We start from the raw sequence: 24394 nt of genomic DNA on the forward strand, positions 1-24394 counted from the left end.
ACCGCAACATCGGTGTCAAGGCGAATGCTGGAGGGCCGAAGCCGGTTTGGGCTGGCGCCGCGGATCAGGCGCCGGGCAGGTAGATCACGGCGTATTCGTCCGCGTAGGCCCGCTTCCAGCCCAATTCCTCGAAGAAGGGAATGCGGGTGTCGCCGGCCGCCAGCAGCGCCCAGCCTATGGCGTATTTCTTCAGCCGGGCCTCGAGCAGTGGTTTGCCGTCACTGTGTCCGGTCGCGTCGTCGGCTTTCGTGAACCCGTCCAGGAACAGCTGGTCCGTCCTGCCGTCGATGTAGGTCTTGATCCCGTGGAAGATCAGCGTGCCGCCGAAATTGTAGGAATTCAGCACGTTGCCGGACAGGTGCTGATCCCTTGCGAAGGCGAGTGCTCCGCTGGCGGACGTCTTCGGGCTCGGCGCGATCTGTTGGACGCTGCCGAGGACCGAGACCGCGCCGATCAGCAGGACGGCCACCGCGCCTGAGATGGCGTAGTAATGCCTGGCGAAGAAATTTTCCAATCCGTCGCGCTTTTGCGCCAGCCAGGTCGCGGCTGAAAGTGCGGGATATTGCTGTGCGACCTCAGCCATGATCACCAGCGGAACCAGAAGGAAGAACAGATACATGAACCGCTGGTGACTGAGATAGGCATGCAAGGTGAAGACGATGAACAGTGCCTTGGCCCAGCCAATCCGCAGCCGTGACACCAACAGCCCGAAAAGCGCCAGCAGCATCACGGCTTCCTTGACGAGCTCTTCCTGGGCGTTGAAGGGCCGCCACTCCAGGATAAGCGGCACCGCTTCATTGCCATAGGCGACGGTAAGCGTCGCCAGGATGGCCTTGACGCCATAGGGATGGACCAGGCTGACCACTGGGCAGAGCAGGCCGAACGCGACCCATTTCGCCAGGAGAACCGGTTTCGACAGGCCTGTGCGCGACAGGAGATACAGACCGGCAAAGCCGGCGATGACGAAGCTCAAGGTGAATGTGGCATGCAGGTTCGCCCACAACACGACGAGCGCGAGCAGCCACGGGGATGGCGCTCTTTCCTCCTGCGCCGCGCGAAACAGCATTGCCGTCCAAATGACGATGATCGGCAAAGTGAAGACGTGGGGGCGCGCCGTATAGATCGGGGCGACAAGGAAAGCCGCGACGAAAGCCAGCACCACCGCTAACACCGGCTTCAGCCATGCGCTGAGGAACCATCCCATCAGGAAGACTGTCAGGCCGACCGTGGCGATGATCAGCGTGACGACGCCATTCCAGCCACCGGCCCCATAGGCGAGCGCCAGAAGCACCTGCCCCAGCCATTCCTTGGCGATCCAGGGCTGGCCGGCGAAGGTATAGGAATAGGGGTCGACGGTCGGAAATGTCCGGTTCGCCAGGAAATCCAGCCCGACCTTCACCTGCCACCAGCTGTCAGGATCCAGAAGGAGGGAGTTGGCATGCCTCATCAGCACGTAGGCAACGGTGCAGGCGCAGAAAAGACAGAACAACAGCCTGCTGCGCTGTGCATCCTCGAGCGACGGCGTAGCCATCGCGATTGCCGTGGCTTGGTTCATGTCGCGGCTCCCGGCCATTTCGCGTTCGTTCCGGTCGAGAGGTCCCGTCGCGGCCGGTCGATCGTCGCCTTAGCCACGCGCGGCTCTCTTCACCATTTCCTGGAGGCGGTGGACAGGCAGGTCCTGGTTTTCGACGGCCACATCGCTTCGCGAAACGATCTCGTTGACGAAATAGAGCGGCCGCCGCTTCGTCTCCATGTACATCCGGCCGAGATATTCGCCGAATATGCCGAGCACCAGAAGCTGAACACTGCCCAGGATCAGCATGATCGCGGCAAGGCTGGTCCAGCCCGGCAGCACGTTTCCCAGCGACCACTCGAGCAGCGTATAGCCGAGCACGACCATCCCCAGCACGCCGGAAAGCATTCCCAGAAGCGAGGCAAACCGCAACGGCGCGATGGAAAAGCTGGTCATCGCGTCGACAGCCAGGAGAACCATTTTCTTCAGCGGATAGTGGGTGGCGCCGGCGAAACGCCGTTGCCGCTCATAGGAGAAGGCGGCCTGTCTCAGCCCAATCCAGCTCACCATGCCGCGAATGAACCTGTAGCGCTCCGGCATGGCGTTCAGATGGTCGAGGGCGCGGCGGCTCATCAGCCTGAAATCACCGGTGTCCGGCGCGATCTCGACGTCGACCATCCGGCGCAGCAGCCGGTAGAACATCGACGCGGAAGCCAGCTTGAACCAGCCTTCGCCATCACGCTTGGCCCTTTGACCGTAAACGACGTCGAAGCCTTCATCCATCTTCGCCATCATCGCGCCGAGCAGTTCAGGCGGATCCTGGAGATCGGCATCGAGAATGAGGATGCGCTGGCCCCGGCAGAACTCCAGCCCCGCGCTTAGCGCGATCTGGTGGCCATAGTTGCGGGCAAGGTCGATGGCGACGACATGGTCGTCCTTTTGCGCCAGTTCGAAAACGGCCTCGCGGGTGCCGTCGGTCGCCCCGTCGATGACGAGCACGATCTCGTAGGAAGGGTTTTGCGCCAGGCAAGCGGCGGTGACGCGTCGGTGAAGCTCAGCCACGCCGTCCCGCTCGTTATAGCACGGCACGACAACCGAAAGCATGACCGCGCGGCGCGCGCCGATTTTTTCCGCTTCCATCAAAGCCTGGCTCCCGCTCCAGGAATGGCAATAGCGGCAATTGGTTAGAAAACAGATAAGCCGGCCGCGATCAGCCGCCGCCGGCTGCTCGCCTGCCATGCGCCTATGGTCGCCGGCTTGGTACCAGGGCACGATCCGCGTTAACGTGTTCCTTCGGAGCCTTCGACGGTGCGCTGTTGACGGAGCCTTGAACGGATAAACCCGCCTGTGCGGCGGGTCCCTGGCGCAACTCAGCACCATAGCCAAATATCTACCATAGTTGCCTTCACCCCGTCCAGGAAAAAATTCCTATCATGAAAAGCCGGCGGCACCGCCGGACCGGCCGTCATAGGCTTTGTCAGCCAGGTTCAGAGCCTTGGCCCGCCCGGCTTGAAGCGGGGCGGCCAAGTGCGTATTTCTGATCCTGTCGCCGAATCGGGCGATCAGAGCCGGAGACAGGTCTTGTCCGCATTGACGCGCTTTCTCGGCGACACCCCGCTCAGGGTACTCCTGAAGTTGCTGGTGGTGTCGTTCCTCGTCGGCCTCGTCATGACCGCCTTCGGCTGGTCGCCGATGGACGTGCTCTATGGCATCCGCAAATTCGTCCTGGATCTCTGGAATCTGGGCTTCCATGCCATCGACCGCTTCCTGGGTTATATTCTGCTGGGTGCGGCGATCGTGGTTCCGGCGTTCATCCTGCTCAGAATCGCCAACTACAGGAAATAGCGGTCAGGCGTAGTCCGCCGCCGCCTCGAACAGAATGGCGTGGCGCGCCGCGAGCGCGGCTACGTCGGTAGAATAGCCGCCGCCGATGACGCCGCATAGCGCGATGCCGCGCGAGCGGAAGTGACCGATGACCATGGCGTCGCGGGCACGAAGCCCGTCGTTTGAAAGCGCCAGCCTGCCGAGCCGGTCCTCGACATGGACGTCGACGCCGGCATTGTAGAAAACGATGTCCCAGCGCGCATGGGCGGACAGCTCCGGCAAGATGGCGATCAGCCTTTCGAGATAGGCGGCATCGCCCGTGCCGTCGGGCAGTGCGACATCGAGGTCGGAGGCGATCTTGCGCGCGGGATAGTTGTGCTCGCCATGCATGGAGAAGGTGAACACGCGCGGATCGCCGGCCAGGATGTCCGCCGTGCCGTCGCCCTGATGCACATCCAGATCGACCACGAGTATGTTCCGCGCCGCGCCTTCGGCGAGCAGCACCAGCGAAGCGACGGCGACGTCGTTGAAGGTGCAGAAGCCCGCGCCTTGCGCGCGCCGCGCATGATGGCTGCCGCCGGCGGTGTTGCAGGCGATGCCGTGGCGCAAGGCCAGCCGGGCCGCCAGTACGGTGCCGCCGGTGGCGAGTTGGGCGCGCAGCGAGACGCGTGGGCCGACCGGAAAGCCGATCTCGCGTTCGATCTTGTCCGGCACCGAACAGCTGATGACCTGGTCGACATAGTCGGCCGCATGGGCAAGCTTCAGCCATGGCGCCGGCGCCGCTTCCGGCATGCTGAGCGCCCCCTGCATGGCCAGTTCGCGTGCGTGCAAGGCCTCCATCAGCAGCGGATATTTGCTCATCGGAAAGCGATGGTTGACGGCGAAGCCGGCGTCGTAGTCGGGATGATGGACGATCTGGAGGGACATGAACCGGATCCGGCGGCTCGCGCCAGACCGGAATTTCGGTTGGCCGCCATGGCAAGGGTGGATTGCGCGGTGGCCGGAAAATGGGGCACACCGGCTGTTCGATCAAGCCGCAATCAGCAAGGCAGCAATTCTTTGGAGAAGGGTGCAATCCCAGCCGACGCCGGATCCCCAATCGTTCCCGGATCCTTTGTCGTCACCAACCGCACGGTGCTCGTCATCGCCGTACCGATGACGCTCGCCTACCTGACGACGCCGCTGCTCGGCATGGTCGATACGGCTGTTGTCGGACAGCTCGGCGACGCCGCCTTGCTTGGCGGCCTGGCGGCAGGCGCGCTGGTCTTCGACGTCGTCTTCACCACCTTCAATTTCCTGCGCTCCGGCACCACCGGTCTGGTCGCCCAGGCTTTCGGGCGCAACGACGCGCTGGAGGAACAGGCGGTGTTCTGGCGCGCGGTGCTGATCGCTGTTGTCGCCGGCATCGTGCTGGCTGCGCTTTCGCCGCTGATCGCGGCCGGCGGGCGGTGGTTCATGGATGCCGGACCGCGCGTCAGCGAGGCGATGGGCGTCTATATCGGCATCAGATTGCTCGCGGCACCTTTCTCGCTGATCAACTACGCCATTCTCGGCTATGTCCTCGGCCGAGGCGAGGGCGGGCTCGGGTTGGTGCTGCAGCTGGTGCTGAACGGCATCAACATCGCGCTCTGCATCCTGCTTGGGCTGGAGCTTGGCTGGGGCGTCGCCGGCGTCGCATGGGCAACCGTCACCGGCGAATTCCTGGCCATGTTGCTTGGCCTCGCCATCGTCATCAGGCGGTTCAGGGCAAGTCCGCCCGTGCCACGCCAACGCCTGCTCGACATGAGCGCGTTCCTGCGCATGCTGTCGCTCAACCGCGATATCATGATCCGCTCGTTCTCGCTGCTTGCCGCCTTTGCGCTGTTCACCCGCCAGGGTGCGCAATTCGGCACGGTCACGCTGGCCGCCAACGCCGTGCTGATGAATTTTTTCCTCGTCGCAGGCTATTTCCTCGACGGTTTCGCCACCGCCGCGGAACAGCTCGCCGGCCGCGCCGTCGGTGCGCGGGCTGAGCACCCGTTCCGGCGCGCGGTGCGGTTGACCCTGTTCTGGGGTTTCGGATTGGCGGGTGCCGCAACCCTGGTGCTTCTGCTGGCCGGTGCCAATCTGGTTGCCGTCGTCACCACGTCGCAGGAAGTCCGCTCGGTGGCCGACACCTACCTGCCCTGGGCGGCCTTCACCGCACTAAGCGGCGTGCTGGCTTTCCAGATGGACGGCGTCTTCATCGGCGCGACCTGGTCGCGCGACATGCGCAACATGATGCTTTTGTCTTTCCTGGCCTTCGCGGCCGCGCTGATTACGCTGGCGCCCGCTTTCGGCAATCATGGCCTGTGGGCGGCATTGCATGTCTTCCTGCTGGTGCGTGGCCTCAGCCTGCTGGCCATCCTGCGGCTGCGGCTGCGGACGGCGTTCAGTTGAGCGGCCTTGAAACCCATTGGTCGAGATGGTGGTCGCGCAAGTCGCTGATGGACTTGAGCCGTTCCGTCTCGGCGAAATGCGCCATGCCGGCGACGATGCGCCCCGGCAGCGCCGGCCCGGCATAGATCATGCCGGTGTAAAGCTGGACGAGATCCGCGCCTGCGCGGATCTTCTCGAGCGCCGTCTCGGCGGAGTTGACCCCACCCACGCCGATGATGGCCATGTCCGGCCCCAGCAGCCTGCGCATACGGGCCAGCACGATGGTCGAGCGCTCGAATAGCGGCCGGCCGGAAAGCCCGCCGGTCTCGCTTGCCGCGCCGCTGGAGCGTAGCGCCGGGCGAGAAATGGTGGTGTTGGAGACGATGATGCCGTCTATGGCGTTGTGGGTGACCTCGGCGGCGATGTCTTCCAGCTCGGCTTCGACCAGGTCCGGCGCAATCTTGAGAAACACCGGCGGCTGCCTTGCCGCCGCCGCGCGCGCGGCCATGACGCGCGACAGGAGCTCGCCAAGCTGTTCGCGCGCCTGCATGGTGCGCAGGCCGGGCGTATTGGGCGAGGAAATATTGACGGTGAGATAGCTGGCGTAAGGCGCGAAGCGGATGACACCGCGCTCATAGTCGTTGACGCGGTCGGCGCTGTCCTTGTTGGCGCCGATGTTGACGCCGACGATGCCGGAGCGCTCCTCGCGGCCGACCAGGCGTTTCTCGGCGGCCGCATGGCCTTCATTGTTGAAGCCGAGCCGGTTGATCACCGCTTCATCCGCCGGCAACCGGAAGATGCGCGGCTTCGGATTGCCAGGCTGCGGCAGCGGCGTCACCGTGCCGACCTCGGCAAAGCCGAAGCCGAGGCCGAGAAGCGCATCGGGCACCTCGGCATTCTTGTCATAACCGGCAGCCATGCCGAGCGGATTGGGAAAATCGAGGCCGCAGAGGCTGACCTTCAGCCGTGCGTCGCGCGCCGTCCGTGCGCCGACCGGCAGGCCGCAGCGCAGCGCCGCGATCGACAGGCCATGCGCGGTTTCCGGGTCGAACGTGAAGAGCAGCTTCTGGCCAATCCGGTCGAGCACGCTCATTCGGCCTCCAGCGCCGGGAACTGGTGGGTGCCGTCGGCGCCGAGCGGCAGCGGCCGAACCCACAGCACGGCTTTCAGGTCGAGCACGCCGTAGAGGTGCGGAAACAGCGCGCCGCCGCGGGAGGCCTCGTATTTTAGCGCATCGCCCAGGCTGGTCCCGTCGATGGCGACCAGCAGAAGCCCCGCCTGGCCGGCAAAATGTTTCGCCGCCGTCTCTTTGACCTGTGCCGCCGTGGAGAAATGGATGAAGCCGTCGGCGACATCGATCGGCGCTCCGGTGAAGCGGCCGTTCGCTTCGGCCTCGCGCCAAGGCCCTTCCGGGGTTATCTTGTAGATAATCTGAGACATGGTTGCGCTATAGTCCGAACCAGCCGTGCGGGGAAGGCCGTGCCAAGGATCTTCCCCATTTCCGGCGCAAACATGCGATATCTCAGGCTTTGGCCATGGAGGACAACATGCGTCTGCAGCACATCTTGATCCCCGCCGCGCTCGTTTCGCTGGTCGCGGCGTCCGCCTTTTCCGAGGAGGCCGACCGCTATCGTCTGGAGAAATCCGCCAACGGCTATGTCCGCATGGACACGCAGACAGGCGCGATGTCGATCTGCGAGGAGCGCTCCGGCCAACTCGTCTGCAAGATGGCGGCCGATGAACGCGCTGCCTTCCAGGACGAGGTCGATCGCCTGCAAACTTCGATGAAAGCCATGGACGAGCGCGTCACCAGGCTCGAGAATTCGCTCTCGGCCCGCCTCGAATCGACATTGCCGAGCGAGGAGGATTTCAACAAGACGATGAGCTACATGGAGCGTTTCCTGAAGGGCTTCATGGGCATCGTCAAGGATATGGACAAGGACAGCGGCGACGGCGCCAAACCCAACTCGCAGAAGACCTGAAGACAGGCCGTCTGGGGAAATCCGGTGCGCCGGCTTTGCTGCTTGAAAACAGCGCGAAGCGCCTCATAATCGTTGCATCAGGTCCCGAGAAAACAGAAGACCATCAAGGGATCCGGGGAGGGATATTTGCCATCAGGCTATTCTTTCGTCATCGCCGACGATCACCCGCTGTTTCGCGGTGCGTTGCGCGAAGCGCTTGCCGGCATCGGCAATGTCACCGCTATTCACGAAGCCGGCGATTTCGAAAGCGCCAAGGCGCTGGTCGTGGCCAACGAGGAGGTCGATCTGGTGCTGCTCGACCTGTCGATGCCGGGCGCGAGCGGCCTTTCCGGCCTGATCTCGTTGCGCGGCATCCATCCGGCGGCGCCGCTGGTGGTGGTCTCCGCCCATGACGACCCGGCGACCATCCGGCGCGCGCTCGACCTCGGCGCGTCCGGTTTCATCTCCAAATCGGCCAGCATGGAGGAAATCCGCGACGCCGTGCGATCGGTCCTTGCGGGCGATATCGCGGCACCGGCCGGCATCGATCTCGGTGTCGAGCGCGATCCCGAAATATCGGACCTGATCAAGCGCTTGCAGGCGCTCACGCCGCAGCAAACCCGCGTGCTCGGCATGCTGGCGGAAGGCCTTCTCAACAAGCAGATCGCCTATGAGCTCGGCGTCTCAGAGGCGACGATCAAGGCGCATGTCTCGGCGATATTGCAGAAGCTCGGCGTCGACAGCCGCACCCAGGCGGTGATCCTGCTGTCCAAGATCGGCAGCGATCCGCTGCAGCCGGTGAGCTGAGCGCCCGAACCTGGCGGATGGTTATGCGGATGTCGGCCCGGCGACCAGTTTTTCGGAAACGCCTCGCCCGTCGGCAGAGATAGAAGCCATGCCGATGCGATGGCCGACATGTTTTGCGCCTATCTCGAAGCCTGGGCGCCGTCGGCGGGGCCGAAATGAAGCAGATCTGACAGTTACTCCGCCGCCGGCGCCAGCGGCCTGACCCTGGCCATCATCGAGCGCAGCACGGCCGGTTTGAGCGGCTTGTTGATCACCGGGACGTCGAGCCCGGCCGCCGCCGTGCGTACCTCGTTGGAACGGTCGGCGGTGACCAGCACGGCGGGCAGGTCGTCGCCGTGGATCGCTCGCAGCCCGACGATGGCGTCGAGGCCGGTTTCGCCATCGAGATGATAGTCGGCAAGGACAATGTCCGGGCGGCGGATCGCGATATCCAGGTTCGTTGTGCCGGACACGGTCTCGACGGCGCAGCCCCAGCCTTCGAGCAGCAGCCGCATGCCTTCGAGGATGCGGGCGTCGTTGTCGATACACAGCACGCTCAGTCCGGCCAGCGAAGCCGCCGCGCGGGCCGGCGCCCTGGTTTCGACCTCGCGTTTCGGTTCCTGCACGGCCGCCACCGGCAGGATGACGGAAAAGCGCGTGCCCTTGCCCGGATTGGAGAAAATACGGATCTCAAGCCTCAGCACCCGCGCGATGCGATCGACGATCGAAAGGCCGAGGCCGAGGCCTTCGGCCTCGCGCGCGCCTTCGTCCAGCCGGGTGAATTCGCGAAACACCGTGTTCAGCTTGTCGCCGGCAATGCCGATGCCAGTGTCGATCACCTGGATTTCCGCCAGTTCGCCGCGCCGCCGCACGCCAACCAGGATGCGGCCGTGACGTGTGTATTTGATGGCATTGGAAACGAGGTTCTGGATCAGGCGGCGCAACAGGTTGCGATCCGTCATCACTGTCAGCGACGAGGGCATGATCGTCAGCTTGAGTTGCTTTTCCGCGGCAAGCGGCCGGAAATCATTGCCGATCTGGCGCAGCAATGCGTCTAGGTTGAAGGCCGTGTCGTCCGGTTTCATGGCACCGGCATCGAGGCGGGAAATGTCGAGCACGGCGCCCAGAATGGTCTCGACCGATTCCAGCGAGGAGTCGATGTTGACCGCGGCCTTGCCGGCCGGGCCCTTGCCGGCCTTTTCGATCAGCGACGAGCAGTAGAGCCTGGCGGCGTTGAGCGGTTGAAGGATGTCGTGGCCGGCCGCGGCGAGGAAGCGCGTCTTGCCCAGATTGGCCTCCTCGGCAAGCATCTGCGCCTGCGCCAGTTCCTCGTTGACCCGGGTCAACTCCTCGTTGACCCTGGTCAGTTCGATGGTGCGGGTCTTCACCCGCTGTTCCAGCGACTCGTTCGCCCGCTTCAGCGCCAGGTCCTGCTCGACGCGGCCGGAAATGTCGGCATAGGTGGCGACGATGCCGCCGTCCGGCATCGGGTTGGAGCGCAGCTCCAGGATCCGGCCGCTGGTCTTCAGTTCCATCTGCCAGGGGCTGACGAAGCTGGTCAGCCGGTTGAGCATCGTCACCCGCTGGTCGGTCGGGATATCGCCGCGCTCCGCCAGATGGCGCAGGATCTGGTCGAGCGAGACGCCGACCTGGCCCATGTCGTCGGGCAGGTCGAACAGCTCGCGGTACTGGCGGTTCCAGCAGATCAGCCGGAAATCCCGGTCGAAGACGGTGATGCCCTGTTCCATCTGGTCGAGCGCGATCTGCAACAGGTCGCGATTGTGTTGCAACGCTTCCGTGGCGTCGTCGAGCAGCCGGAAGGCATCCCTGGATTCGCGGTCGTGGCGGCGAAACAGCAGCGACAGGATCAGCCGCGCCGACGAAGAGCCGACGGCGCTGGCCAAAAGCTGCTCGGAAAAGCGGATGACGTCCATGCTGGCTTGCTCATTGCCATGCAGGATGACGTTGGTGGTCTTTTCGAAGGACTGGAACGACCGCTCGGTGCGCTGCACGCCGAGATAGCGCGCGATGGTGTCCTTCAGGTCGTTGACGGTGACGGCGGTGCGGAAACGGCGCAGGCTGGGCATCGGCCCGGCTTCGCGCGGCACGAAGATCGACGCCTGGATGCGCTCCAGCGGCACCGCGGCGCGTGACAGCGAGCCCAGTACGAAAAACAGTGCGTTGATCGACAGGCTCCACAGCACGCCGTGGTTCAACGGCTCCGCAACGGTGCCGAACAGCGCCTGCGGCCGCAGCGCTTCGAAGCCGAACAGGCCATGCACCAATATGCCGGTTTCGGGCGCGACGAGCGATGGCAACAGCAGCGTGTAGCCCCAGATCAGGATGCCGGCGACCATGCCGAGGGCCGCGCCCCTGCCATTGGCGCCGCGCCAGATCAGCCCGCCGATCAGCGCCGGCGCGAATTGCGCGATCGCCGCGAACGACATCAGGCCGATCGACGACAGCCGCGCGCTGTCGGTGCTCTCGCGGTAGTAGAGGAAGGCGATGAAAAGCATGATGAAGATCGATGCCCGCCGCACGTTGAGGATGAGCGTCGACCAGTCCTCGTTTTCGGAAGACGTCGTCCTCAGCAGCCGCCGCACGAACAGCGGGATGATGAGGTCGTTGGAGATCATGATCGACAGCGCCACGCTCTCGACGATGACCATGGCGGTGGCCGCCGACAGGCCGCCGATGAAGGCAGCCATGGCCAGGAAATCGTGACCGCCGAACAAGGGCAGCGACAGCACATATAGGTCGCTGCTCGTCTTCGTGCCGACCAGCGACAGTCCGGCGAAGGCGATCGGCAGCACGAACAGGTTGATCGTCACCAGATAGAGCGGAAACACCCATGTCGCGGTGCGCAGTTCCGCCTCGCTGCGGTTCTCGACGATGGTGACGTAGAATTGCCGGGGCAGAAGGATGATGGCGAAGCCACTCAGGCAGGTCAGCACCAGCCAGGTGGCGAGTGACGTCGAATAGCTCATCGCCTGCCGCACCTGGCCGTTTTCGGCCAGCTTGCCGAACATGTCGCCGGGCCCGCCGAAGATCAGGAAAGTGACCATCAGGCCGATCGCCAGGAAGGCGGCAAGCTTGACCACGGTTTCGACCGCCACCGCCAGCACCAGCCCGTCCTGGTGCTCGGTGGCGTCGGCGTGGCGCGTGCCGAACAGCACCGCGAACAGCGCCAGCAGCATGGCGACCACCAGCGAGATGTCGCTGACGAAAGGATCGAACGAGGGCGGCGAGCCGGTGTAATGCTCGACCATCAGGCTGACGGAACCGGAGATCGCCTTCAGCTGCAGCGCGATATAGGGCACCGCGCCGATGGTCGCGATCAGCGTGGCGATGGCGGCCACGGTGAAGCTCTTGCCATAGCGCGCGCCGAGGAAGTCGGCGATCGAGGTGATCTTCTCGGTCTTGGCCAGCCGCACGAGACGGTTGAGCAAGGGAAAACCGAACACGAACACCAGCACCGGGCCGGTATAGATGCCGAGGAACTCCAGGCCGCGCTCGGAAGACAGGCCGACAGAACCGAAAAACGTCCAGGAGGTGCAATAGATGGCCAGGCTGAGCGCGTAGATGAACGGACGTGCGCGACCGGGCCCGGAGCTGGCCGAGCGGCGGTCGCCAAGGCTGGCGATGGCGAACAGAAGCGTCACATAAGCGATCGCGATGACAACGATGAACAAGCCCTGCACGGCTCGCGCTTCCTCCCTGGCCGGCTCGACGCCCGCTCACCGCACGCAACCACAGCTTGGAAGCTGAGTCCATCGCGGCGTTCGGCGCATGGACGTCTGATGATGCGGGTAAAAACAAACCGGTGCCTTGGCCCTTTTTCCGGTTTTGCAACCGGAGGTTTTTGCTATTGTGGGCTTGGCCGGCGCTGGAGAACGCGGCCGATCATGGCAAGGAGGGTCGAAATGCTGAAAGAATTCCAGGAATTCATTTCCAAGGGCAATGTGATGGACCTGGCCGTCGGCGTCATCATCGGCGCTGCTTTCGGCAGGATCGTCGATTCCCTTGTCAACGACATCATCATGCCGATCGTGGGCGCGATTTTCGGCGGGTTGGACTTCAACAACTACTTCTTCGGACTGTCCTCGAACGTCCACTCGGGCACGCTGGCGGAGGCAAAGAAAGAGGGCGCCGTCTTCGCCTATGGCAGCTTCATCACGGTCGTGCTGAACTTTCTCATCCTCGCATTCATCATCTTCTTGATGGTCAAGGCGGTGAACAACCTGCGCAGGCGCCTGGAGGCCGAAAAGCCCGCGCCTGCCGCCGCGCCGCCGCCTGCCGATGTGCAGCTTCTGACCGAAATCCGCGATCTGCTTGCCAGGAGATAGAGACATCAGGTTCTTCTGGACCAAAACCCCGGTCGTTCACGGCCGGGGTTTTTTGCTTTCGCCCGTAGTAGAACAGCCGGCATGCTATCCCTGTTCGAACGGACCTGCCCATGACCCTGATCCAGAACCTGCGCCCCGAGGCCTTGGCTGCGCCCGAAAGCGGTATCGTCGCCGTCGTCAACTATGGCAGGCTGCGCGACGGCTTGATCCCGCTCTGGGCCGGCGAGGGCGATCTGCCGACGCCGTCCTTCATCACCGATGCCGCGTCGAAAGCGCTGGCCGGTGGCGAGACGTTCTACACCTGGCAGAGGGGCATCCCCGATCTGAGGCAGGCGCTTGCCCGCTATTACCACAGGCATTTCGGCAAACACTTCGCCGAGGACGAATTCATCGTCACCGGCTCGGGCATGCATGCGATCCAGCTTGCGCTCGACGCGCTCGCCGGTGCCGGCGACGAGGTGATCTATCTGTCGCCCGCCTGGCCGAATTTCGACGCCGCCGCCGCCATCGCCGGTGCAGTGCCGGTGCCGGTCACGCTCGATCAATCCGGCAATGGCTGGTCGTGCGACGTCGAGAAGATCGCGGCCGCCATCACGCCCAGGACCAAGGCGCTGTTCATCAACACGCCGTCCAATCCGACCGGCTGGACCGCCGACCACGAGACTTTGCGCGCCATTCTCGATCTCGCCCGGGCAAATGGCCTTTGGATCATCGCCGACGAGATCTATTCGCTGTTCCACTATGGCCAAGGCCGCGCGCCGTCCTTCCTCGACATCGCGACCGCAGAGGACCGCATCCTGTTCGTGAACAGCTTCTCCAAGAACTGGGCGATGACCGGCTGGCGCGTCGGATGGATCAAGACCCATCCGAGCTTGCAGCAGGTGTTCGAGAACCTGATCCAGTATTCGAATTCAGGTGTCGCCCAGTTCATGCAGCGCGGCGCGGTCGCGGCGCTCGATGAAGGCGATGTCTTCGTCGCCGAACAGGTGGAGAGGGCTAGGAAGGCGCGCGATCTGGTCTGCGGCATTCTCGGCGCCACCGACCGCGCTCGATTCACCGTGCCGCAAGGTGCTTTCTACCTGTTCTTCAGGGTGGACGGCATCACCGATTCGCGCAGCGCCGCCTTCGAGATCGTCGACAAGGCCAATGTCGGCCTGGCGCCGGGCACGGCCTTTGGCCCAGGCGGCGAAGCCTTCCTCAGGCTGTGCTTCCACCGCCGCCTCGACCAGCTCGAGGAGGCGGCGCACAGGCTGGCGAAGTGGATGACGACTGTTTGAGAGGTTGATGACGCCCGAATTGAAAGTCGCTCCGGCGCCCCAGACGGCCGCCGGAGTGGAGTTTCAAACGGGTTTCAGCCGCCTGACTTGGGCACCAGCAGGGGAATGATCCGGTCGGTCTTGGCCACGGAAGGTCGTCCTGCTGAACCATAGGAAATGCCGAGCGCGTCCCAGGTCTCGACCAGGGCGTCCTGCAGCTCGGCGATCAGCGCATCGGAATGGAACGGCGTCGGCGTGATGCGCAGCCGCTCCGTGCCGCGCGGCACGGTCGGATAGTTGATCGGCTGGATGTAGATGCCGTGCACGCCGAGCAGCCGGTCGCTGGCCATCTTGCAAAGCTCGGGGTCGCCAACCAGCACTGGCACGATGTGGGTCGCCGATTCCATCACCGGCAGGCCGGCGGCGGAGAGGATCTGCTTGGTCCGCGTCGCCTGCTGCTGCTGGGCGTCACGCTCGGCCTGCGAGCGCTTGAGATGACGGATCGATGTGGTGGCAGCGGCGGCGATGGCCGGCGGCAGCGCGGTGGTGAAGATGAAGCCCGGCGCATAGGAGCGCACGGCGTCGATGACAGCACTCGTGCCGGTGATGTAGCCGCCCAGCGTGCCGAAAGCCTTGGCGAGCGTGCCCTCGATGATGTCGATGCGGTCGGCGAGGCCTTCCCGCTCGGTGATGCCGCCGCCGCGCGGACCGTACATGCCCACGGCGTGGACCTCGTCTATATAGGTCATGGCGTTATAGCGCTCGGCGAGGTCGACGATCTCTCTGATCGGCGCGATATCGCCATCCATCGAATAGACGCTCTCGAACACGATCAGCTTGGCGCGTTCGCGGCCCGCCGCCTGCAGCAGGCTTTCCAGGTGCGCGACATCGTTGTGGCGAAAAATCTTCTTTTCCGCGCCCGAGCGCCGCACGCCTTCGATCATCGACGCATGGTTGAGCTCGTCCGAAATGATCAGGCAGTTGGGCAAAAGCCGCGCGATGGTCGAGATCGAGGCCTCGTTGGAGACAAAACCGGAGGTGAAGACCAGCGCGGCTTCCTTGTCGTGCAGATCGGCGAGCTCATGCTCGAGTTCGACCAGCGGATTGCTGGTGCCGGAGATGTTGCGGGTGCCGCCGGCGCCCGAACCCATCCGGCCCGCCGCGTTCTGGAACGCTGCGATGACATCCGGGTGCTGGCCCATGCCGAGATAGTCGTTGGAGCACCAGACGGTGATTTCCTCTGCGCGGCCGTTGGCGCGCCAGATGGCACGCGGAAATTTGCCCGCTATGCGCTCGAGGTCGGCAAAGACGCGGTAGCGTCGTTCCGCATGGAGCTGGTCGATCGCGTCCTCGAAGAACCGCTGATAATTCATGTCGGCTTCCCAGTTTTGCGCTGGATCATAATCATTGCCCGATTGGCCGTCCACCGGCCCGTTTTGGTCAAAATGCCACGCCCCGCACCTGTTCCTAACGAGGGGCGGATCATGGCCTATTTCCTGGCGATAACGGCCTGTAGGGCGCTTTTGTTTCGACATGATGCCATATGCCGGCCAAGTCGGTTACGCAGGGTTTTATTGGTCATAGGGCGGGCTTTCCAGTAGAGCGGGTGTTGAGACAGTTTCCGATAGATCTTGAATGCGAGGACGCGGAATGACGGTTTTGGTGACAGGCGGCGCCGGCTATATCGGCAGCCATATGGTCTGGGAATTGCTGGATGCGGGCGAAAGCGTGGTCGTTCTCGACCGGCTTTCGACCGGTTTCGAATGGGCGGTGGCACCGGAGGCAAAGCTGGTCGTCGGCGACGTCGCCGACAAGGAATTGGTCGGCTCCATCATCCGCGACAACAATGTCGACGCGATCATCCATTTCGCCGGCTCGATCGTCGTTCCCGAATCCGTCGCCGATCCGCTCGGCTACTACGAGAACAACACCTGCAAGACGCGCACGCTGATCGAAACGGCGGTGCGCGAGGGCGTGCCGAACTTCATCTTCTCCTCGACAGCCGCCGTCTATGGCGGCGCTGGGCTGGAACCGGTGCGCGAGGATGCCCGCCTGGCGCCGGAATCGCCCTACGGCCTCTCCAAGCTGATGAGCGAATGGATGCTGCGCGATGCGGCGATCGCGCATGGCCTGCGCTATACGGCGCTGCGCTATTTCAACGTCGCGGGCGCCGATCCCAGGGGGCGCACCGGCCAGTCGACGCCGGGCGCCACGCATCTGATCAAGGTCGCTTGCGAGACGGCGCTCGGCAAGCGGCCGTTCATGCAGGTGTTCGGCACCGATTATCCGACGCCCGACGGCACCTGCATGCGCGATTATATCCATGTCAGCGACCTGGCCGCGGCGCATCGCCTGGCCCTTGAGCGGCTGCGCGCCGGGGGCGCGAGCCTCGTCGCCAATTGCGGCTACAGCCACGGCTACTCGGTGCTGGAGGTGATCGAGAGCGTGCGCCGCGCCTTCGGCCATGATTTCGAGGTCAGGACGGGCGAGCGCCGCCCCGGTGACGCCGCCGCGGTGGTTGCCAATTCCGATCTCGCCCGGACGGAACTCGGCTGGACGCCGCAACGCGACGATCTCGACCAGATCGTCGCCGACGCGCTCGCCTGGGAGCGTATCCTGACGGGGAAGAATTCCGCACGCGGTTGAGCGGGTTTTCCCAAGGGCTCGCAAGCCGCTCCGGGAAGCGTTATGGAAGGCGTTCGCGGAGGGTGCGGAAGCGCGCTGCCCGGTTCGACCTTTTTTGGGGGGACGACATGAAGATAACGGTGCTCGGGGCCGGCGTCGTCGGCACGGCGGCCGCCTACTATCTGGCGAGCGACGGCCATGAGGTCACCGTCATCGAGCGTCATCCGGCGCCGGCGCGGGGCACCAGCCAGTCGAATGCCGGGCTGGTGTCGCCGGGCGATGCCACCGCCTGGGCTTCCCCGGCGGCGCTGAAGACCTTCCTGCGCGGGCTCTACAACCACGATCTCGGCATCAAGGTGCGACTGCGCTTCGATCCCTATTTTCTCGCCTGGAGCCTGCGCTTCCTGCGCCAGTGCACGGTGGCGCGCCTGCGCGCCAACACCGACATCAAGCTGCGGCTCGCGCTCTATTCGCGCGACTGCATCAATGCGCTGTCGGAGGCGACCGGCATCCACTATGACGAGCGCAAGAAGGGCATCCTCTACTTCTTCCGCTCGCAGAAGAGTCTCGACACCGGGACCGACAATTATCGCTATCTTGCCGAGCATGGCTTGCCGATCGAGATCGTCGGGCGCGACCGGCTGGTCGAACTGGAGCCGGGGCTTGCCGGGGTGAAGGACAAGATAGCCGGCGGGGTTTATTCGCCCACTGACCAGACTGGCGATTCCAAACTGTTTGTCGACAGGCTCGCCGCCTATGCGACCGAGAGGCTTGGCGCCGAGTTCCGGTTCGGCACCACGGTCGAAGGTTTCGATATCGAAGGCGACAGGGTGCGGGCCGTCATCACCTCGTCAGGCCCGGTGGCCGGCGATGCGGTTGTCATCGCAATGGGCCCGGAAAGCGGCCTACTCGGCCGCCGCTACGGCATCGACCTGCCGGTTTATCCGGTGAAAGGCTATACCGCGACGATCCCCCTGGAGGACGAAAGCAAGGGGCCGACTATGGGTGGCGCCGACGAGGACCGGCTGATCGGCTATTCCAGGCTGGGCAACCGCTTGCGGATGTCCTCGACGGCCGAGTTCACCGGCTTTGACCGAAGCTTCAAGCCCGCTGACTTCAACACCATCATCAGCACCGGCAAGGATCTTTTCCCTGGCGCCTTCGACGAGAAGAAGGCCATGTTCTGGGCGGGCCTGCGGCCGATGATGCCCAATTCCGTGCCGGTCATCGGCCGGGCCCGCTACAAAAATCTCTATCTCGACACCGGCCACGGCCATGTCGGATGGACCATGGCCTGCGGCTCGGGCAAATTCCTCGCCGATCTCGTCGCCGGCCGAAAGCCCGAAATCGATCCACAGGGGCTGGTCTATGAAGATTAGGCAAGCGGATCCGTAGTTAGCCCCGCCCTTCGACCGCCGCACGCCAGGTGCTTGCATAATCCGTCAAGGCGGGGTCGACCGGCGGTTCTTGTCTCAAGCCCTTGCCATGCGCCTCAGCCTTGTCCGATGCCAGCAACGCGGCACCGATGCTGGTGCCGGTCGCGGCTTCGGAGGCGACGACGCTTCTGGCGGTCGCCGCCGCCAGCATGCCGACAAAGAGCCGGTTGCGGGCGAAAGGGCCTTCGACAATGGTCGGGCCGTCGGCGCCGATCAGATCGAGGCAGGTCGCCGTCATCAGCGCCAGATAGAAAGAGATGGCGGCAAAGCGCTGGCCGCTGTTCATGCCGTCAGCGTTGAGCCACGCCGCCGCATGATGCGGGAACGGTCCCGACCCCTGTTGTGTCGATGGCAGCAGCAGCGTCCTTTTTGCCAGCACGGCCCCGACATCGTCTTCGGTCCAGTTCTCCGGCTGATCATCCGTCAGCACGGAAAATTCGCGGCCGCCCATGAAGCGCGCCGATGGCACGGGATCGCCCAGCGCGTTGACGTTGACCAGCGTATCACGCGCCGGGTCGAGCGCCACCGATCTGCCGCTGACCGACATCGACACCACCCAGGTGCCGGTCGAGACGACGCTGAAAGGCGGCGCGTCGGCGAGAAGATGCGGCAACAGCGAGGCGTTGGAATCGTGCAGGCCGCAGAACACAGGCGTCCGCGGATCGAGCCCCGTTCGCTCGGCAAGCGCCGGCAGGAGCGGGCCGAGCCGGTCCCTTGCCGGCCGCACCGGCGCCATCAACGCGCGCCAACCGAGGCGGTCGATCATTGCCGAAAAATCCGCTTTCCACGGGTTCCACAGATCGGTGTGGCAGCCGAGCGAGGTCACCTCGTTGGCGGCGATGCCGGTCAGCCGCAGCGCCCAATATTGGGGATACATCAACATCGCCGTTGCCCTGGCGAATTCCGTCGGAAAGCGCTTCTGCTGCCAGAAGAATTGCGCGCCGAGATTGAGGCCGAGCGGCAGCCGCGGCGTGCCGGTTTCAGCGAAGGGCGGACGGATCGCGTCATACTCGGCCGCGAGTTCCTCGGGGCCGTCGAATTCGTAGTCGAGCACGGGCAACACCAGTTCGCCGGAGGCCTCAACCAGAGCGCCCGTCGCGCCATGGGTAGTGATCGAAACGGCGTCGATGGTCTGTTCGCGGTTGAGATCGGCAAGACTGTCGAGGATGAAGGCCCACAGCGCCTCGACGTCGTGATGCGGGTAGCGGGCTTGCCGCACCGGCGCGTTCGCCACTCGGCGCAGCGAGACCTCGCGCAGCGTGGCGAGGTCGACCAGCGCCACCTTGGCGTTGGTCTTGCCGATGTCGATGACGGCGATGTGGCGCGGGGCACTCATGCCATGTGGAACATGGTTTCCAGGGGCACGGCCACCGGCTCATTGTCAGGCCTGGTCTCCATGAGGTCGGCCATGTCTGCCCACCAGCGCTGCATCACCGGATGCTTCGGCAGGTCGGCCATGCCATGGTCGTCCCGCCGCCACAGCACGCCGAACAGGATGTTGGTCTCCTCGTCGAGATGGATGGAATAGTCGGAAACCCCGGCCTGCTTCAACAGCGCGACCAGCGATGGCCATATCTCGTCGTGACGCTTCTTGTATTCCGCCTTCATGCCGGGCTTGAGCATCATCTTGAACGCGTATTTTTCGGCCATCAGCGTCCCCCGCGCAGCCGCCGCCAGACGATCGGCAGCGCGATGACGATGATCAGGAGCAGGCCGATGAAGATCGACATGACGATGCCGGGCACGTTGAGCAGGCCGAGCCCGAAGGTCACCAGCCCCATGATGAAGGCGGCGAGCACGACGCCGACAATGCTGCCTGCGCCGCCAAGGATGCTGACGCCGCCAAGCACCACCATGGTGATGACTTCCAGCTCATAGCCCTGCGCGATCGAGGGACGGGTCGAACCGAGCCGGGAGGTGATCAGCACAGAGGCGATGCCGGACATCAGCCCGGTCAGGCAGAACAGGATGAACTTGATGCGGCCGACACGCACGCCGGAAAACTGTGCCGCGACCGGATTGTTGCCGATGGCGAAGACGCGGCGGCCGAAACTCGTGCGGTGCAGCACGAACCAGTAGACGACGGCGGCGATGAGAAAGAGCACCAATTCGAACGACACCACCCACCGGACGTAACCCTGGCCGAAGAAGGCGAAGCTCTCGGGATAACCCTTGTAGGCCTGGTCGCCGAGGATGATGAAGGCGATGCCTCGAAACAGGCTCATCGTGCCGATGGTGACGACGATCGAGGGCAGGCCAAGCCTCGTGACCAGCAGGCCGTTGAAGGCGCCGCAGCCGAGCCCGACGACGATGCCGATCGCCACCAGCACCGGCGTTCCGGCGCCGGCCTGCACCGCCATGCCCATCATGGTCGAGGCCAGCGCGATGATGGCGGCGACCGACAGGTCGATCTCGCCCGAAATGATCAGCAGCGCCATGGCGAAGGCGATCAGGCCCTTCTCGGTGAAGTTGAAGGTCAGGTCCGACAGCGAATAGGGGTCGAGGAAATAGGGCGAGGCGAAGCTGTTGATGGCGAAGATGGCGAGGGCCACCACGACCAGCAGCGCTTCCCAGGAAAAGATCGCCGAACGAAACGGCTTGTCGAGCCGGTCCGGAATGTGGCGCGGGGCAGGGACGTCGCTCATGCCGCCTCCACTTTTCTCAGGATGATGCGGCCCTGCTGACGTTCGCCGCGCGCGTTGAGCACGACGGCGAGGATGATGGCGCTGCCCGAAATCGCCATCTGCCAGAACGGCGAGATGTTGATGACCGGCAGCGCGTTGGAGATGATGCCGAGAAACAGCGCCCCCAACACCGCGCCCCCGACCGAACCGATGCCGCCGGCAATCGAGATGCCGCCGATGACGCAGGCGGCGATGATGTTGAGCTCATAGCCGTTGGCGACCTCGACGGAGGCGATCACGTAACGTGAGATCCAGAGATAGCCGGCGAGCCCGCCGATCATGCCGGAGATGCAGAAGACGATGAATTTCGTCCGCCCGACATCGATGCCGGCATAGACCGACGCCGTCGGATTGACACCGATGGCATAGATCGAGCGGCCGAGCGCGGTGCGTGTCATCAGGATGAAGAACAGCGCGATGACCAGAATGGCGATCCAGGACAGCACCGGAATGCCGAGGAAGGCCGCGCGTTGGAAGCCGATGAACTCGGGGCTCATCTTGTCGGCATTGACCCAGGCGCCGCCGGAGATGACGAAGGTGGCGCCGCGATAGATGGTCAGCGTGCCCAATGTCACCACGATCGAGGGGATGTTCAGCCGCCACACCAGAAGGCCGTTGAAGGCGCCGAGCACCAGGCCGACGACCAGGGCAATGACGATCAGCAGCGGGATCGGGATCGCCGGGTGAGCGGCGTTCAGCATCGCCACCACCATGCCGGTAAAGCAGAGGTTCGACGCCATCGACAGGTCGATCGAACGGGTCAGGATGACCACCATCTGCCCGAGCGCCAGGATCATCAGGATCGAGGTGTCGTTGAACACCTGGCGCAAATTGCCGGGGTCGGCGAAGGCGGGAAAACGCGTCGAGATCAGCCCGATCAGCACGACGATCGCCGCCAGCAACCAGATTTCGCGATATTTCAGCAAAGTTTTCATGCCGCGATCCCCGCCGCCGTCCGGACCAGCGTCTCGGCGTCCAGTCCGTTGTTGTCGTAGACGGCCGCGACAAGGCCCTCGCGCATGACGACGACGCGGTCGGACATGCCGAGGATTTCGGGCAGCTCCGACGATACCATGATCACCGACAGGCCTTGCGCCACCAGCTCGGCCATGAAGCCGTGCACGGCGGCCTTGGAGCCGATGTCGATGCCCTTGGTCGGCTCGTCCAGGATGATCACCTTGGGGGCGGTCGCCAGCCATTTGGCGATGACGACCTTCTGCTGGTTGCCGCCCGACAGCGTGCCGACATCCTGGCTGAGCGAGGAGGCCCTGAGGTCGAGCCGCTCGGTGTAGGAGCGGGCGAGCGAAAACTCCTCCGCCAGCCGCAGCACGCCGGATTTGGACGTGCGTGCCAGCGACGGGAGAGAAACATTCTGGAAGATGGGCAGGCCGATCACCACGCCTTGCTTGCCGCGCTCCTCCGGCACGTAGACGATGCCGGCCTCGATCGAATCCGCCGCCGATTTCGGCGCGATCGTCTTGCCGTCCAGCGTGATCGTGCCGCCGGAGGTGCGGGTGATCCCTGAAATCGCCTGCATCACCTCGCTGCGGCCGGCGCCGACAAGGCCGTAGAAGCCGAGAATCTCGCCCTTGTGCAGCTCGAAACCGATGTCGTTGAATTCGGTGGGGTGCGACAGGCCGGAGACCGACAGCACCTGCGCGCCGATCTCGGCCTTGCGCTGTGGAAAGATGTGATCGACCGCACGGCCCACCATCATGCGCACGATCTGGCTCTGGGCGGCATCCTTGATCAGCCCTTCGCCGACCATCTCGCCGTCGCGGAACACGGTGTAGCGGTCGGCGATGCGGTAGATCTCGTCGAACTTGTGGCTGATGAACAGGATCGCCTTGCCTTCGCTCTTGAGGAACTCGATCAGCAAAAAGAGCTCTTCGATCTCCTTCATCGAAAGGGCGGCCGTCGGTTCGTCCATGATGACGATCTGCGCGTCGATCGACATGGCCCGCGCCACGGCAACGAGATGCTTGTTGGCGATGCCGAGGTCCTTCAGCCTTGCATCGGCGTCGATATGGCGGGCATGCATGGTGTCGAGCACTTCGCGCGCATTTCTGCGCATGGTGCGCCAGTCGATGGTGCCAAAGCGGGTGCGCGGCGCATGGCCGAGAAAGATGTTTTCGGCGACCGTCAGATCGTCGAACAGCACGGTTTCCTGATGGATGGCGGTAACGCCATGGCCGAAGGCGGCGTGCGCGCTGGGCAGGGTGACGTCCTGCCCGTCTATGCTGATCGTGCCCGCATCGGGCTGGTAGATGCCGGTCATGATCTTGACCAGCGTCGACTTGCCGGCGCCGTTCTCGCCGATCAGCGCCGTCACCTGGCCCGGATAGAGCGAGAGGCTGACATTGTGCAGCGCGCGCACGCCGGGAAAGCTCTTCGAGATGCCGGACAGCGTCAGGCGCGGCGTGGAGGCCAGGGGCCCGTCCTTCACCGTGCCGTGTTGGGCTGTCGTGTCCATGGTCGTATCAAGCCCTGAAACAAGGTGCGTTTGAAGTTGCGGCGGGGCGTGAACCCCGCCGCGTCAGCTTGAAGCTCCGGATCAGTAGATCTTGGAGAACTTCTCGATGTTGGTCTTGTCGAACTGGAAGGGCGGAGCCATCGCAGCCGAATTGGTGTCGTCGAGCGTGACCTTGCCGACGCGGCCGATCGACAGCGTCGCACCGGGCTTGGCCTCTTCCTTCTTCACCGCCAGATCGTGGGCGAGGTAGACGGCGGAGTAACCGAGATCGATCGGGTTCCAAAGAGCCACGGCCTGTGAAGCGCCGTTGTCGATGAACTTCTTGAACTCCGACGGCAGCGCGAGGCCGGTGACGTTGACCTTGCCGATCAGCTTCTCATCGGTGACGACCTGGGCAGCGGCGACGACGCCGACGGTGGTCGGCGCGATGATCGCCTTGAGGTTCGGATAGGACTTCAGCAGGCCCTTGGCTTCGTCGGTGCTCTTGGCCGAATCGTCATCGCCATAGACGGTGGCGACGAGCTTGATCTTCGGAAATTTCTCCGGCAGCACCTTCTTGGCCGCGTCGATCCAGGCGTTCTGGTTGGTCGCGGTCGAGGAGGCCGACAGGATGGCGACGTCGCCGCCCTCAGGCAAATAGTCGGCAGCGAGCTTGATGATGGTCTCGCCGATCAGGCCGGTATCGGACGGGTTGAGGTGAAGCTGGCGGCCTTCCTTGGCGACGCCCGAATCCCAGGAGATGACGGTGATGCCGCGCTCCATGGCCTTCTTCAGCACCGGCACCAGCGCGTCGGCGTCATTGGCCGAGATGGCAATGGCGTTGACCTTTTGCGCGATCAGTGAATTGACCACCTCGATTTGCGCTTCGGCGGTCGCCTTGGTCGGGCCGGTGTAGATGATGTCGACATCGCCCAGTTCCTTGGCCGCCTCTTCGGCGCCCTTGTTGGCGGCGTCGAAGAAGCCGTTGCCGAGCGACTTCACCACCAGCGCGATCTTGACGTTCTCGGCATGGGCGGCATTCACGACCATGGCGGCGGAAAAGGCCGCCGTAACCATCAGTTTCTTCAGAAAGCTCATCGAATATTCCTCCCTT

Annotated in this window: 21 protein-coding genes; 8 read left to right on the top strand and 13 right to left on the bottom strand. The window is 64.1% G+C overall.

Annotation, left to right across the window (positions count from 1 at the left end):
- Positions 1-64: 64 nt before the first annotated feature.
- Entirely contained in the window at positions 65-1555 is a 1491-nt protein-coding gene (locus FJ951_RS02025) for a hypothetical protein (RefSeq protein WP_140513267.1), read from the bottom strand.
- A gap of 69 nt (positions 1556-1624) precedes the next feature.
- Positions 1625-2653, bottom strand: a complete 1029-nt coding sequence (locus tag FJ951_RS02030; RefSeq protein ID WP_140513269.1) for a glycosyltransferase family 2 protein — start codon at positions 2651-2653, stop codon at positions 1625-1627.
- A gap of 441 nt (positions 2654-3094) precedes the next feature.
- Here FJ951_RS02030 and FJ951_RS02035 point away from each other — a divergent pair, with 441 nt between their 5' ends.
- Positions 3095-3358, top strand: coding sequence for a DUF6460 domain-containing protein (locus FJ951_RS02035; protein WP_140513271.1), 264 nt, complete (start codon positions 3095-3097; stop codon positions 3356-3358).
- 3 nt (positions 3359-3361) lie between these two features.
- Here the strand turns inward: FJ951_RS02035 and FJ951_RS02040 are convergent, their stop codons facing one another.
- Positions 3362-4264, bottom strand: a complete 903-nt coding sequence (locus tag FJ951_RS02040) for a histone deacetylase (protein WP_140513273.1) — start codon at positions 4262-4264, stop codon at positions 3362-3364.
- Positions 4265-4492: 228 nt separating this feature from the next.
- Between FJ951_RS02040 and FJ951_RS02045 the strand changes: the two genes are divergently transcribed.
- Positions 4493-5755 (top strand): MATE family efflux transporter, encoded by a 1263-nt coding sequence (locus tag FJ951_RS02045; protein ID WP_224518988.1) that lies wholly within the window; start codon positions 4493-4495, stop codon positions 5753-5755.
- Here the strand turns inward: FJ951_RS02045 and FJ951_RS02050 are convergent.
- A complete protein-coding gene (locus FJ951_RS02050; RefSeq protein WP_140513275.1) occupies positions 5748-6827 on the bottom strand; it encodes a quinone-dependent dihydroorotate dehydrogenase in 1080 nt (359 codons plus the stop codon). The two genes, FJ951_RS02045 and FJ951_RS02050, sit on opposite strands and share 8 nt — an antisense overlap.
- Positions 6824-7174 carry a DUF952 domain-containing protein gene (locus FJ951_RS02055; RefSeq protein ID WP_140496591.1) on the bottom strand — a complete coding sequence of 117 codons (351 nt, stop codon included), beginning with the start codon at positions 7172-7174 and terminating at the stop codon, positions 6824-6826. The genes FJ951_RS02050 and FJ951_RS02055 overlap by 4 nt, the downstream gene beginning before the upstream one ends.
- Positions 7175-7281: 107 nt before the next feature.
- Between FJ951_RS02055 and FJ951_RS02060 the strand changes: the two genes are divergently transcribed.
- Both FJ951_RS02060 and FJ951_RS02065 read left to right on the top strand, forming a co-directional pair.
- Complete coding sequence (locus FJ951_RS02060; protein ID WP_140513277.1) at positions 7282-7716, top strand: hypothetical protein; 435 nt, start codon at positions 7282-7284, stop codon at positions 7714-7716.
- Positions 7717-7842: 126 nt separating this feature from the next.
- Positions 7843-8502 carry a response regulator transcription factor gene (locus tag FJ951_RS02065; RefSeq protein ID WP_140513279.1) on the top strand — a complete coding sequence of 220 codons (660 nt, stop codon included), beginning with the start codon at positions 7843-7845 and terminating at the stop codon, positions 8500-8502.
- Between the two features lie 173 nt (positions 8503-8675).
- Here FJ951_RS02065 and FJ951_RS02070 read toward each other — a convergent pair whose 3' ends face one another.
- Positions 8676-12182 (bottom strand): PAS domain-containing hybrid sensor histidine kinase/response regulator, encoded by a 3507-nt coding sequence (locus FJ951_RS02070; RefSeq protein ID WP_140513281.1) that lies wholly within the window; start codon positions 12180-12182, stop codon positions 8676-8678.
- Positions 12183-12404: 222 nt separating this feature from the next.
- On the opposite strand from FJ951_RS02070, the gene mscL reads away from it, so the two are divergent.
- A complete protein-coding gene (gene mscL / locus FJ951_RS02075) occupies positions 12405-12827 on the top strand; it encodes a large conductance mechanosensitive channel protein MscL (protein ID WP_140496583.1) in 423 nt (140 codons plus the stop codon).
- Between the two features lie 110 nt (positions 12828-12937).
- Positions 12938-14104, top strand: a complete 1167-nt coding sequence (locus FJ951_RS02080) for a pyridoxal phosphate-dependent aminotransferase (RefSeq protein WP_140513283.1) — start codon at positions 12938-12940, stop codon at positions 14102-14104.
- Between the two features lie 74 nt (positions 14105-14178).
- On the opposite strand, the gene hemA is transcribed toward FJ951_RS02080, so the two are convergent.
- Positions 14179-15456 (bottom strand): 5-aminolevulinate synthase, encoded by a 1278-nt coding sequence (gene hemA, locus FJ951_RS02085; RefSeq protein ID WP_140513285.1) that lies wholly within the window; start codon positions 15454-15456, stop codon positions 14179-14181.
- 277 nt (positions 15457-15733) lie between these two features.
- Here hemA and galE point away from each other — a divergent pair, with 277 nt between their 5' ends.
- The gene (gene galE, locus FJ951_RS02090) at positions 15734-16729 is read left to right on the top strand and encodes a UDP-glucose 4-epimerase GalE (RefSeq protein ID WP_140513287.1); all 996 of its coding nucleotides are present in this window, start codon (positions 15734-15736) and stop codon (positions 16727-16729) included.
- Positions 16730-16836: 107 nt separating this feature from the next.
- Complete coding sequence (locus FJ951_RS02095; protein ID WP_140496573.1) at positions 16837-18087, top strand: D-amino acid dehydrogenase; 1251 nt, start codon at positions 16837-16839, stop codon at positions 18085-18087.
- 16 nt (positions 18088-18103) lie between these two features.
- On the opposite strand, the gene FJ951_RS02100 is transcribed toward FJ951_RS02095, so the two are convergent.
- The 6 genes from FJ951_RS02100 to rhaS all read right to left on the bottom strand — a co-directional run bounded on the left by FJ951_RS02100 (position 18104) and on the right by rhaS (position 24378).
- Positions 18104-19480, bottom strand: a complete 1377-nt coding sequence (locus FJ951_RS02100) for an FGGY-family carbohydrate kinase (RefSeq protein WP_140513289.1) — start codon at positions 19478-19480, stop codon at positions 18104-18106.
- Complete coding sequence (rhaM, locus tag FJ951_RS02105; protein ID WP_140496569.1) at positions 19477-19794, bottom strand: L-rhamnose mutarotase; 318 nt, start codon at positions 19792-19794, stop codon at positions 19477-19479. Before rhaM ends, FJ951_RS02100 begins: the two co-directional genes overlap by 4 nt.
- Positions 19794-20789 carry an ABC transporter permease gene (locus FJ951_RS02110; RefSeq protein WP_140513291.1) on the bottom strand — a complete coding sequence of 332 codons (996 nt, stop codon included), beginning with the start codon at positions 20787-20789 and terminating at the stop codon, positions 19794-19796. The genes rhaM and FJ951_RS02110 overlap by 1 nt, the downstream gene beginning before the upstream one ends.
- Positions 20786-21763, bottom strand: a complete 978-nt coding sequence (locus tag FJ951_RS02115) for an ABC transporter permease (protein ID WP_140513293.1) — start codon at positions 21761-21763, stop codon at positions 20786-20788. The genes FJ951_RS02110 and FJ951_RS02115 overlap by 4 nt, the downstream gene beginning before the upstream one ends.
- Positions 21760-23301: a sugar ABC transporter ATP-binding protein gene (locus FJ951_RS02120; protein ID WP_140513295.1), complete on the bottom strand. Its 1542-nt coding sequence runs from the start codon at positions 23299-23301 to the stop codon at positions 21760-21762. The genes FJ951_RS02115 and FJ951_RS02120 overlap by 4 nt, the downstream gene beginning before the upstream one ends.
- Before the next feature lie 81 nt (positions 23302-23382).
- Complete coding sequence (rhaS, locus tag FJ951_RS02125) at positions 23383-24378, bottom strand: rhamnose ABC transporter substrate-binding protein (protein ID WP_140513297.1); 996 nt, start codon at positions 24376-24378, stop codon at positions 23383-23385.
- Positions 24379-24394: the final 16 nt, after the last annotated feature.

It is taken from the genome of Mesorhizobium sp. B2-2-3 (assembly GCF_006442405.1).
Lineage (GTDB): Bacteria > Pseudomonadota > Alphaproteobacteria > Rhizobiales > Rhizobiaceae > Mesorhizobium.

Coding starts and splice junctions, on each gene's coding strand:
- rhaM (WP_140496569.1), bottom strand. CDS start 19,794: ATGGCCGAAAAATACGCGTTCAAGATGATGCTCAAGCCCGGCATGAAG.
- mscL (WP_140496583.1), top strand. CDS start 12,405: ATGCTGAAAGAATTCCAGGAATTCATTTCCAAGGGCAATGTGATGGAC.
- FJ951_RS02080 (WP_140513283.1), top strand. CDS start 12,938: ATGACCCTGATCCAGAACCTGCGCCCCGAGGCCTTGGCTGCGCCCGAA.
- FJ951_RS02120 (WP_140513295.1), bottom strand. CDS start 23,301: ATGGACACGACAGCCCAACACGGCACGGTGAAGGACGGGCCCCTGGCC.
- FJ951_RS02110 (WP_140513291.1), bottom strand. CDS start 20,789: ATGAGCGACGTCCCTGCCCCGCGCCACATTCCGGACCGGCTCGACAAG.
- FJ951_RS02050 (WP_140513275.1), bottom strand. CDS start 6,827: ATGAGCGTGCTCGACCGGATTGGCCAGAAGCTGCTCTTCACGTTCGAC.
- FJ951_RS02030 (WP_140513269.1), bottom strand. CDS start 2,653: ATGGAAGCGGAAAAAATCGGCGCGCGCCGCGCGGTCATGCTTTCGGTT.
- galE (WP_140513287.1), top strand. CDS start 15,734: ATGACGGTTTTGGTGACAGGCGGCGCCGGCTATATCGGCAGCCATATG.
- rhaS (WP_140513297.1), bottom strand. CDS start 24,378: ATGAGCTTTCTGAAGAAACTGATGGTTACGGCGGCCTTTTCCGCCGCC.
- FJ951_RS02115 (WP_140513293.1), bottom strand. CDS start 21,763: ATGAAAACTTTGCTGAAATATCGCGAAATCTGGTTGCTGGCGGCGATC.
- FJ951_RS02025 (WP_140513267.1), bottom strand. CDS start 1,555: ATGAACCAAGCCACGGCAATCGCGATGGCTACGCCGTCGCTCGAGGAT.
- FJ951_RS02060 (WP_140513277.1), top strand. CDS start 7,282: ATGCGTCTGCAGCACATCTTGATCCCCGCCGCGCTCGTTTCGCTGGTC.
- FJ951_RS02100 (WP_140513289.1), bottom strand. CDS start 19,480: ATGAGTGCCCCGCGCCACATCGCCGTCATCGACATCGGCAAGACCAAC.
- hemA (WP_140513285.1), bottom strand. CDS start 15,456: ATGAATTATCAGCGGTTCTTCGAGGACGCGATCGACCAGCTCCATGCG.
- FJ951_RS02095 (WP_140496573.1), top strand. CDS start 16,837: ATGAAGATAACGGTGCTCGGGGCCGGCGTCGTCGGCACGGCGGCCGCC.
- FJ951_RS02040 (WP_140513273.1), bottom strand. CDS start 4,264: ATGTCCCTCCAGATCGTCCATCATCCCGACTACGACGCCGGCTTCGCC.
- FJ951_RS02055 (WP_140496591.1), bottom strand. CDS start 7,174: ATGTCTCAGATTATCTACAAGATAACCCCGGAAGGGCCTTGGCGCGAG.
- FJ951_RS02045 (WP_224518988.1), top strand. CDS start 4,493: ATGACGCTCGCCTACCTGACGACGCCGCTGCTCGGCATGGTCGATACG.